Origin of the sequence: Metaclostridioides mangenotii (genome assembly GCF_017873185.1) — a bacterium.
GTDB classification, from domain to species: Bacteria; Bacillota; Clostridia; order Peptostreptococcales; family Peptostreptococcaceae; genus Metaclostridioides; species Metaclostridioides mangenotii.
In genome coordinates, this window is sequence record NZ_JAGGJX010000002.1 from 498,868 (window position 1) to 509,929 (window position 11,062).

At 33.0% G+C, this 11,062-nt stretch carries 9 protein-coding genes; 7 read left to right on the forward strand and 2 right to left on the reverse strand.

The genetic code is table 11. The features are described 5' to 3' along the window. Positions 1 to 13 precede the first annotated feature (13 nt). From hemZ to J2Z43_RS08420, 5 genes are all read left to right on the forward strand, one after another. Positions 14 to 1,621 carry a coproporphyrinogen dehydrogenase HemZ gene (hemZ, locus tag J2Z43_RS08400; protein WP_209456763.1) on the forward strand — a complete coding sequence of 536 codons (1,608 nt, stop codon included), beginning with the start codon at positions 14 to 16 and terminating at the stop codon, positions 1,619 to 1,621. After that, positions 1,602 to 2,864: a histidine--tRNA ligase gene (gene hisS, locus J2Z43_RS08405; RefSeq protein WP_209456764.1), complete on the forward strand. Its 1,263-nt coding sequence runs from the start codon at positions 1,602 to 1,604 to the stop codon at positions 2,862 to 2,864. The genes hemZ and hisS overlap by 20 nt, the downstream gene beginning before the upstream one ends. 251 nt (positions 2,865 to 3,115) lie before the next feature. Further along, positions 3,116 to 4,897: an aspartate--tRNA ligase gene (gene aspS, locus J2Z43_RS08410; RefSeq protein WP_209456765.1), complete on the forward strand. Its 1,782-nt coding sequence runs from the start codon at positions 3,116 to 3,118 to the stop codon at positions 4,895 to 4,897. A 179-nt stretch (positions 4,898 to 5,076) separates the two neighbouring features. Further along, positions 5,077 to 5,370 (forward strand): metal-sensitive transcriptional regulator, encoded by a 294-nt coding sequence (locus tag J2Z43_RS08415; RefSeq protein ID WP_027701407.1) that lies wholly within the window; start codon positions 5,077 to 5,079, stop codon positions 5,368 to 5,370. Positions 5,371 to 5,382: 12 nt separating this feature from the next. Beyond that, positions 5,383 to 5,820, forward strand: coding sequence for a SoxR reducing system RseC family protein (locus J2Z43_RS08420; RefSeq protein WP_209456766.1), 438 nt, complete (start codon positions 5,383 to 5,385; stop codon positions 5,818 to 5,820). 140 nt (positions 5,821 to 5,960) lie between these two features. Here the strand turns inward: J2Z43_RS08420 and J2Z43_RS08425 are convergent, their stop codons facing one another. After that, complete coding sequence (locus J2Z43_RS08425; protein WP_209456767.1) at positions 5,961 to 6,665, reverse strand: threonine/serine exporter family protein; 705 nt, start codon at positions 6,663 to 6,665, stop codon at positions 5,961 to 5,963. Next, complete coding sequence (locus J2Z43_RS08430; protein ID WP_027701409.1) at positions 6,665 to 7,453, reverse strand: threonine/serine exporter family protein; 789 nt, start codon at positions 7,451 to 7,453, stop codon at positions 6,665 to 6,667. Before J2Z43_RS08430 ends, J2Z43_RS08425 begins: the two co-directional genes overlap by 1 nt. Positions 7,454 to 7,774: 321 nt before the next feature. On the opposite strand from J2Z43_RS08430, the gene J2Z43_RS08435 reads away from it, so the two are divergent. Together J2Z43_RS08435 and J2Z43_RS08440 are read left to right on the forward strand one after the other, a co-directional pair. Next, on the forward strand, positions 7,775 to 9,019 hold the full coding sequence (locus J2Z43_RS08435; protein ID WP_209456768.1) for a serine hydroxymethyltransferase: 1,245 nt from the start codon (positions 7,775 to 7,777) through the stop codon (positions 9,017 to 9,019). 270 nt (positions 9,020 to 9,289) lie between these two features. Continuing rightward, entirely contained in the window at positions 9,290 to 10,663 is a 1,374-nt protein-coding gene (locus J2Z43_RS08440; RefSeq protein ID WP_209456769.1) for a hypothetical protein, read from the forward strand. Positions 10,664 to 11,062 lie beyond the last annotated feature (399 nt).

An 11,062-nucleotide genomic window follows, 5' to 3' on the forward strand; every position in this document is an offset into this window, starting at 1 on the left:
GGGAGTTGTTGATATGTTAGACGTTTTACTAAAAGGTCATGACTATAAATACGAAGTCGCTGAGTTAATCAAGATGTTTACTCATGATTTAAATTTTATAGATAGTATAGAAGAAGATAAGATTGAAAATATAACAAATGATAAAAAAGAAGAAAACAGATCTCTGATGATAAATTCGCTTTCACTAGAAGGCGATACATTGTCATCAGAGGTCAAATGCTATAGAGATGGCGAAGTAATTTTTGAACATAAAGAAAGAAATAGTCTTGAAATTTATAGAAAACTAAACTTTGATCAAGTTGATTTAGAAGATGGGAATTTAATAAAGGATATATTTAAATCCTTATCGAAAGAAGATCAAATGATAGCTAAAAAATCCTGTAAAGAGACCGTAAAGAGAAGTTTTTATGTGGTACTTAAAGAATTATACGATGTGTACGTTCCATGGGGGATTTTGACTGGTATTAGACCAGTTAAGGTCGTTCATAATTTGTTGAGTGAAGGATTTTCAGAGTCTCAAATTAAAGAAAACCTTAAAGAAAATTATTTTATAAGTGATGATAAAATAGATCTTTGTTTAAACATTGCAAAAAAAGAGAGAACTTTTATTTATCCAATAGATGAAAATAAAATCTCCCTATATCTAAGTATTCCATTTTGCCCAACTAGATGTCTTTACTGTTCATTTCCTTCAAATTCACTAGCTGATTTCGGTCATCTAAAAAGTGTGTATGTGGATAAGTTGATCGAAGAAATTAAAGCAGTGTCAATTTTAATAAAAAACACTGGCAAAGAGATAGAGACTCTTTATATTGGAGGAGGTACTCCAACTACTCTAAGCGCAGAGGAAATGGATAAGCTTATAAACGCTCTATTTAGCGAGTTAGACTTATCTAAAATCCTTGAATTTACAGTAGAAGCTGGTAGACCAGATACAATAACGAGAGAGAAGCTAGAAGTCTTAAAGAAGCATAATGTTAGTAGGATAAGCATTAATCCACAGACAATGAACGATGAAACACTAGTTAAAATAGGAAGAGAGCACAAGGTAGAGGAAATAAGGGAATGTTTTTACATGGCTAGAGAGATGGGATTTGACAATATAAATATGGATATAATCCTAGGTCTTATAGATGAAGATTTAGAAATGGTTAGAAATACTCTGGAAGAAATCGAAAAATTATCACCAGAAAGCTTAACTGTCCACACAATGGCGATTAAAAGAGCATCTAACTTAAAAATAAATATGGACAAGTACAAAGATAAATTGACTCACGATAAAGAAGTCATCAAGATGATAGACTTATCGATGAAGTACGCTTATGAAATGGGATTAAATCCATACTATATGTACAGACAGAAACATATGGTAGGAAATTTAGAAAATATAGGTTATGCTAAGGATGGATACGAATGTATATACAACATTCAAGTAATGGAAGAAAAACAGAGCAACTACGCGCTAGGCGCTGGATCGATATCTAAATTTGTTTACAATGATGAAAATAGAATCGAGAGAGTTGAAAATGTTAAAAACGTTGAACACTATATAGATAGAGTTGAAGAAATGACACACAGAAAAGAGAAGGAGGTATACAAAAATGTTAACAAAAGCTCCTAGAGGAACAAAAGACATAACACCAAAGGAAGTTTATAAATGGACTTACTTAGAAAAACATTTTAGAGACATCTGTGCTCTATACGGATACGAAGAAATGAGAACTCCGATATTTGAGCACACTGAGCTATTTGAAAGAAGTGTAGGCGATACTACAGATATAGTACAAAAAGAGATGTACTCTTTTACAGATAAAGGCGATAGAAATTTAACACTAAAACCAGAAGGAACAGCGGGTGCTGTTAGAGCGTTCATCGAAAATAAACTATACAGTGAAACACAACCTACGAAGTTATTTTATATAACCCCGTGTTTTAGATACGAAAGACCTCAAGCAGGTAGACAAAGACAGTTCCATCAGTTTGGTGTAGAGGCTATTGGAAGTGACACACCTTCGCTGGATGCTGAAGTAATATCTCTATCAGTTCAATTCTTCAGTGAATTAGGGCTTAAAGATCTAGTTGTAAGTATAAATTCTGTCGGATGTCCAGTCTGTAGAGAAACTTACAATAAAAAGTTAATGGAATTTTTGAGATCGAAAGCTGATGTTCTTTGCGAGACTTGTAATGAGAGAATGGAAAAGAACCCAATGAGGGTTATAGACTGTAAGAACCCTACTTGTCAGGAAAATTTAAAGGATGTACCTTTTATTGTAGACAACTTATGTGAAGAGTGTGAAGATCACTTCTCAACATTACAGACTTATTTAAATGAAATGGATATTAATTTTGAGATAGATAAGAAAATAGTTAGAGGGCTTGACTACTACAGAAAAACTGCATTTGAGATTATATCAAACGATATAGGAGCACAGAGCACAGTTTGTGGCGGCGGTAGATACGACGGACTTGTTGAGCAAATCGGAGGTCCAAAGGGAACTAGCGGTATTGGTTTTGCTTTAGGAGTAGAGAGACTTCTCCTTACATTAGAGAGCAATAACATCGAAATAGAAGATCCTAATTCTACAGATATTTTTATTGTTACGATAGGTGACAAGGCTAAAGTTAAGAGTTTTGGATTGTTAAAAGAACTTAGAGTAAACTACATAAGCTCTGATAAAGATCATATAGACAGAAGTGTTAAGGCTCAGTTTAAGTACTCGGATAAAATAAAATCTAAGTTCACAGTGGTAATAGGCGATGATGAATTGGAAAATGATTCAGCAACTCTTAAAAATATGGAGACATCTGAGCAAAAAACTGTAAAACTAAGTAATTTAGTCGAAGAGCTAAAAGCTGTTTTATAAATGAACTTTAAAAAGTCAATTTTAAAGATTTATAAAAATTAGTTTGAAAGTAAGTTTAAAAGTTAGACTGAACGTTAGGCTAAAAATCAGTTTAAGAATTAGTTTGAGAATCAGTTCAAATATATGATATAGAGCCGATTCTCAATAGTAATAACAATCGCCCTATATTGACATATCGATTGCGAAATGTTATTTTTAATAATTATGATCGAGTAATAAAATGACGAAATATAATAAATGGAGGTATAGATTTGGAAACGTTAAATGGATTAAAGCGAACTCATTACTGCGGTGAATTGAGAGAAGCTAATATAGACGAAGAAGTTATACTTATGGGATGGGTGCAAAAAAAGAGAAATCTAGGTGGACTAGTTTTTACAGATTTAAGAGATAGAAGCGGAATCTGTCAAATAGTATTTGACGTAGATGTAGATAAAGAAGCATTCGAAAAATCTGAAAAATTAGGATCTGAATATGTAATAGCAATTAAGGGAAAAATTTCTGAGAGACAATCTAAAAATCCAAATATGCCTACAGGAAATATTGAGGTTTTTGCTACAGAGCTTAGAATACTTAACAAATCAGAGACTCCTCCAATTTATATAAAAGATGATGATGATGTTTCAGAAGCTCTAAGATTAAAGTACAGATATTTAGATCTTAGAAAACCTCATATGCAAAATAACTTAATGATTAGACATAAAGTTACTAACATAGTTAGACGTTATTTATCAAATGATGGATTTTGCGAAATAGAGACTCCATTTTTAATAAATCCAACACCAGAAGGAGCTAGAGATTACTTAGTGCCGAGTAGAGTTAACCAAGGTAGATTCTATGGGTTACCACAATCTCCACAATTACTTAAGCAATTACTTATGTTATCAGGAATGGATAAATACTTCCAAATAGTTAAGTGTTTCAGAGATGAGGACTTAAGAGCTGATAGACAACCCGAGTTTACTCAAATAGACTGCGAGATGTCTTTTGTTGAGCAAGACGATGTTATTGCAATGATGGAAGGCATGTTAAAAGAAATATTTGAAGAAACTGTTGGAGTAGATATCAAACTTCCAATTAGACAAATGAAGTACGCTGAAGCTATGGAAAAATACGGTTCAGATAAACCAGACCTAAGATTTGGATTCGAACTTGTAAATATATCTGATATAGTAGCAGACTGCGGATTTAAAGTATTTGCAGATGCAACTAAACCAGGAAATAGCGTAAGAGGAATAAATGTAAAAGGACACGCAGACGATTTTACTAGAAAACAAATTACATCTCTAGAAGATCACGCTAAAACATATAAAGCTAAAGGGCTTGCATGGATGAAGATAACTGATGAAGGAGTAACTTCGCCGATTGCTAAGTTCTTTACAGAAGAAGAGTTAAACAATATAGTAGAGAGAATGGATGCTAAGGTAGGGGATTTACTGTTATTTGTAGCAGATAAAAACTCTGTAGTATTCGATGCACTAGGACAAGTTAGACTAGAAGCAGCAAATAGATTAGGACTTCAAGACAAAGATAAATTTGAATTACTTTGGGTAACAGAGTTCCCAATATTTGAAGAAGACGAAGAAACAGGGGCATTTGCATCAATGCACCATCCGTTTACAGCGCCACTTGATGAAGACTTAGACAAAATAGAGCAAGAAGACAAAGCTTCTCTAAGAGCTAAAGCTTACGACATAGTAGTAAATGGATACGAGTTAGGTGGAGGAAGTGTTAGAATTTCTGATTCCGAAGTACAAAAGAGAATGTTTAAAGCTCTTGGACTTTCAGAAGATACTGTTGAAGAAAGATTCGGATACTTTATTGAAGCGTTTAAATACGGAGCACCTCCTCACGCAGGAATCGCTCTTGGTTTAGATAGATTAGTTATGTTGCTTACTAAAGAGAATAATATAAGAGAAGTAATAGCGTTCCCTAAAAATCAAAATGCAGTTTGCCCAATGACAAATGCACCAACACGTGCTGAAGATAAGCAACTTGAAGAATTAGGAATAAAATTGTTGCCGCAAAATTAATCAATTCATTGGGTTCGGCTCCAAGGCAAAATTATAGGTACGATTATGATTGTCGCCTCACCCGATTGGATAGATCAATTTGCTGGGCCAATCTTTTAGGTGTCAGAATTGTAAAAACGGATATAATGAGTATAAGAAGGGCTAAATAAGCTAGAATAAATTTAGTATGAGGTGAATTTATGGAAGAAAAAAAATTATCTCAAGTAAATAATAAGGATGCCCTGTCTAAGAGGCTTAAAAAAATAGAGGGACAGGTAAAGGGCATTGAAAAAATGGTTGAAGACGAAAGATACTGTGTCGATATACTTGTCCAAATTTCAGCTGTTAGATCTGCGATAAATAAGGTTGGTACAATACTTCTTGAAAATCATATTAAAGGTTGTGTTATAGAGAGTATCAAACACGATGATTATTTAGAGACAGAGAAAACAATAGGTGAGCTTATGGATACTATTAATAAGTTTACGAAGTAAGGGGGAGTTGTAATGAATCAAAGTGGATTTATTGTTGAGATTGTCGATGAGGTAACTGCAAAGGTTCAAATGCAAAAACATTCAGCATGTGCTCATTGTGGAAAGTGTGCTACAGTTTCATCAGAGAGCAAGGAGATACTTGTTGAAGTGGATAATACTTATGGTGCAAAAGTTGGAGATCATGTTGAAGTGAATATGGAGAATATAAACGTTATAAAAGCGACTGCTATAGTTTATGTGCTTCCTTTAATTGCTTTACTTGTAGGGACAATTGGTACTTATTATGGGTTAAATGCCTTAGGTTTTGCTGGTAATGTAGAGATAGTTAGCGCTGTTGTAGGTCTCACACTGACTCTTGCATCTTATTTTTGGATGAGGGCAAATGATAAGAAATTTAAGGATAGCAGAAATTATATTCCGATAGTAACTAGAATACTAATTGATTTATAATAGACTGCATCAATAATTGAGTTTGGCTAATGTGTAATCAAAGCTAAAGTAGTAAATTGAATATAATTAAAACCAAATATAAAAAGAGAACCTGCTGGATTATAGATATTTATCTTAATCAAGTAGGTTCTCTTTTTATATTAATTTCTTGGTTTAGGGTCTAAGTCGTCTAAATCAAAATCTATGCTAGGTATGTTGTTGTAGTCATCATCGTCATAGCAAGTATTAGAATCTGATTTTTGACTTAAAACCTCGTATTCGTAGTCTAAATTAGGCTCAGCCTTTTTGTTGATTGAGCTGCTTTCACATTCGTATTGATCGTTAATTTGTGGGTTGATTTCTGATGAATTTGCTGCATTTATGGCTTCTTGTGCTAGTTTTTTCTGTTTTCTTTCCGCTATTTGTCTCGATCTAACTATATTCATTGTTCTTACAAGTGATGTTATTACAAGAACTCCAAGAGCTATTGCAGCACTTAAAAATATTGCATCAGTTCCTTTTGTAATCGACATGGAGTAATTTTTTTGAATCATGTATAACATCGTATTGTAAAGTCCTATACCGGGTATAAGTGGCAGTATTCCTGGAATTACAAATACTATAGCTGGTTGTTTCATCTTTCTGGCGAGTACTTCACTGCACAAGGAAACAAATGCTCCTGCAATAAATCCAGCAAATGCAGTACTTGCAGAAAGATTAAATAAATATATATACACAATCCAACCGACCCCTCCAGTTATACCAGCAGGAGCTAATAGACGTGCTGGGGTATTAAAAAAGACTGCAAAACCAACGGTTGCAAGTCCTGAAAACATAAAATGCAAAATTATTGGCATATCAGTCATTATAAGATACCTCCTATTTTGTACCACATATTAAGTACAAAACCTACTCCGGCAGCTATTGATATTATTATCATTGCTGCATCGAACGCTCTCGAAATCCCTGAGAGTAGATTTCCTGAAATTAGATCCCTTATCGCCTTTATAAAGGCGACTCCTGGTAACAATGGCATTATCGATCCAACTATAAGCATCTTGGGATCTCCAAGTATACCTATTTCTGATAACAACACCCCGGAGACGGCAATTAGGAAAGAAGTAACTAAACATGAAAAAACTGTTATAGAACTTAGTCTCATTATTTGATTGTAATTAATAGCCGCACATATAGCTATTATAAATGTTAGCATAAAGTTTAAAATATTATTCCCGCCAAGCAAACAAGCAAAGCATGCAGATCCGAGTCCTGTAAATGTATAGTAAATAGGTAGAGGATACGGTTTTAAATTTTGAATTTCGTAAAGTCTAGAAATAGCACTCTTAGTATCGTAATCTTTATTGCTTACAAATTCTCTAGAAAATTCATTAAGGAGAGAAATTTTATTTAAGTTTATTCCTCTAAAATCAATAGTCTTCATAAAAGATAACCCATCAAATTTTTCATCAGAAATGATAACTACAGTAGGGGTTGTAAAGACATTGACATGATTAAACCCTCTAGATTTACATATTCTAAGTAAACTATCTTCGACACGGTAGGTTTCTGCACCGTTTTTCATCATTAGTTCGCCAACGAATAAAGCAACCTTGAGTACATCTTTTTTCTGGCTTTGAATATTTTTTTGCCCCATAATGCACCTCCAATAAAAAGTTATGATATTGAGATTATATCAAATTTATGTACACATTTAATAGCTATTATTAAAAAAAATATTTTATTTTTTTTCAATAATCATTTGACATATTTAAGTAGCCGTTTATTGTTGATAATAAAACGTTTAAAAGCCTTTTATTATTTTGTACTTATTATTTTAATTTAAACAAAAAATAAAAAATACTTGACTATTCTCTACTTAAACACTATAATCATTTATTAATAATTTGTTATCATATTGATAGCACAAAAATTATTAAATATAAAAAAATAAGACTATATTTTAGGGGGTAACAACATGTTTGAAAATTTAAAAAAAATGGATCAAGAAATTTATGCTAGTATGAGAAAAGAACTTACGAGGCAACAACGTAATATAGAATTGATCGCCTCTGAAAATATAGTCTCATTACCGGTCATGGAAACCATGGGGAGTCATTTAACCAATAAGTATGCAGAAGGCTACTCAGGTAAAAGATACTATGGTGGCTGTGAATACATAGATGAAATAGAAACAATAGCTATAGAAAGACTTAAAAAAATATTTGGGGCTGAACATGCAAATGTTCAACCGCATTCAGGAGCTAATGCCAATTTAGGTGTATACTTTGCAATGTTAAAACCAGGTGATGTAGTAATGGGGATGAACTTATCTCAAGGTGGTCACCTAACTCACGGAGCTAAGGTGAGTATTTCAGGACAGTATTTTGATTTTCATGAATACGGGGTAACAACTGATGGTGGAACAATAGACTTTGATAATGTAAGAAAGGTTGCACACGAAGTAAAGCCGAAAATGATTGTGGCTGGAGCAAGTGCGTACCCAAGAGAAATAGATTTTAAGATATTTAAAGAAATAGCTGATGAGGTAGGAGCACTTCTTATGGTAGATATGGCTCATATAGCTGGTCTTGTAGCAGCTGACCTTCACCAAAATCCATGTGAAGTAGCTGATTTTGTAACTACAACTACTCATAAAACTCTAAGAGGTCCTCGTGGTGGAGCTATACTATGTAAGGAAGAATATGCTAAGGCAATAGATAAGGCTATATTCCCAGGAATACAGGGCGGCCCACTTGAACATATAATTGCATCTAAAGCTGTGTGTTTTAAAGAAGCTCTAAGTGATGAATTTAAAGATTATCAAAAGCAAGTAGTTAAAAATGCTAAAGTTCTAGCAGAAGAATTAAAAAATAGAGGATTTGATCTTGTTTCTGGAGGAACTGACAACCACCTTGTTTTATTAGATTTAACTAATAAGAATATTACAGGGAAAGAGGCAGAAAAGAGATTAGATGAGGCATATATTACTGTAAATAAAAATACGATACCTTTCGACCCAAATGGGCCATTTGTAACAAGTGGAGTTAGAATAGGGACACCTGCAGTTACAACAAGGGGAATGAAAGAAGAAGATATGATAGTTATTGCTGAAGCAATTGATTTATGTATAACTAATAATGATGAAGCAAATGCTCAGAGATTAGTTGTAGGCCTAACTGAGAAATATCCACTTTATAATGAATACAATTTGATGGATTAATTGAACCCATATTTAATGGAATTTTAATAATGACTCTTAATAATAGATTTTTATTAATGTAGTTTTAATTTTGAAATATAGCTTTAAAATATAATTATTACATTACAATTTAAGACATAAGTTTTTAAGGTTATTTTTCAATGATTCAATACTTTAAATTGAAAAGATAATGCTTAATATTTTATATACTACTGATATAGTGTGCTGTAACAAACAGTCAATAGAGCCATATAATATATTATCTTTTGTATTCGTAAAGGAGACATATATATGGCTTTGACGGCAGCACACTATATTTATATTTTGTTTATTTTTATTATTTTAGTCACTATGATATTAAAAAAAGATACCGTAGTTCCTTGTATATTAGGGGTGTTCTCACTAGGAGTTTTTTATAATAAAACTGTATTTGGAGCTATAGGGGCAGTGTTTAATTCTTTTATAATATCTTTAAATGAGTTAGGGCCAATTATACTTATTATAGCTATCATGGTAGCTTTATCGAAGGCGCTTGAAGAGAATGATTCTATTGAGTATATGGTTAAACCGTTTTCTAAAGTAATTAAAAATCCAACTTCCGCGTTTTTCGTAACCGGTGGAGTTATGTTGATTTTGTCTTGGTTTTTCTGGCCGACACCAGCAGTAGCGCTTGTGGGAGCTATATTTTTACCAGTTGCTATCAGGGCGGGTTTACCTGCTATTGGTGTAGCTGTAGCTCTAAATTTATTTGGGCATGGCTTAGCTTTATCTACTGATTTCTTTATTCAAGGTGCTCCTAGCATTACTTCAGGGGCAGCGGGAGTTGAAGTGTCAGATGTAATCAATGATGGTATGATGCTATTTTGGGTTATGGCTGTAGTGACAATTTCTATAGCTTTTTATACTTTAAAAAGAGATTTAAAACAAGGAAGGTTTTTAGATGAAGTTATAAATACAAAAAACATTCAAAATAAAAAATTCAATTTAAAAGCTAAATTAGCTACATTAATGGTAGGAGCAGGATTTATTCTAGATATAGCTGCGATGTATATTTTCGACCTTAAAGGTGGGGAGGCGTCTGCGCTTTTGGGTGGAACTGCTGTATTTTTAATTATTTTGATAGACATTATGAACTACGGAAGAGATAGTTTTGATAAAGTATGTGAAAATATAATAGATGGTTTTGTATTTGGTATAAAAATATTTGGAGCTATAATTCCAATAGCTGCATTCTTCTATATGGGGGAAGTAGATCCGCTTACAAATGTTTTTGGTCCAGTATTGGCTCAAGGATCAGGAGGACTTTTATCTGATATAGGTATGGCTATATCAAACACTGTTCCGTTAAATAAAGTAGCAGTAGCTGGAATTCAAACAGTAGTTGGAGCCATAACAGGGTTAGATGGATCAGGATTTTCTGGAATATCATTAGTGGGTTCATTGGCATCTGTATTTGGAACAGCAATAAATGCAAGCGTAGGTGCTTTGGCGGCTTTAGGTCAAATTGCAGGAATATGGGTTGGAGGAGGATGTCTAGTTCCGTGGGGATTGATATCTGCTGCTGCAATATGTGGTGTAGATCCAATAGAACTAGCAAAGAGAAACTTCAAACCAGTTATGATAGGACTTATAGTAACAACTATAGTAGCGATGTTTATTATATAGTTAGAAAAATTATAAAAATACTTTGACTGTCTCCGAACAAGAGGCAGTCAAAGTGTTTTTATAGTTGAATTTTAATAATTAATTTAAAAAGCTTATTAAGTATAGAAAAAAGGAATAAATACTGATAAATAGCCATATAGTAAAGAATATAAAGAGAAAAGTAAAAAAAATATAAAAAAATGCAAAAAAATAGTTGACCAAATTATTATTAGGTGATATTATAATACATGTACTCGACGCGGGTACAAAAAGAACATTGAAAATTAAACAGTAGGTTAATTTATAAGAAAACAAGAAACAAACCATATAAAGCCAGATATTAAAGATAACGATAGTATCTGAGCAGGTCAAATTATTATTGAGAGTTTGATCCTGGCTCAGGATGAACGCTGGCGGCGT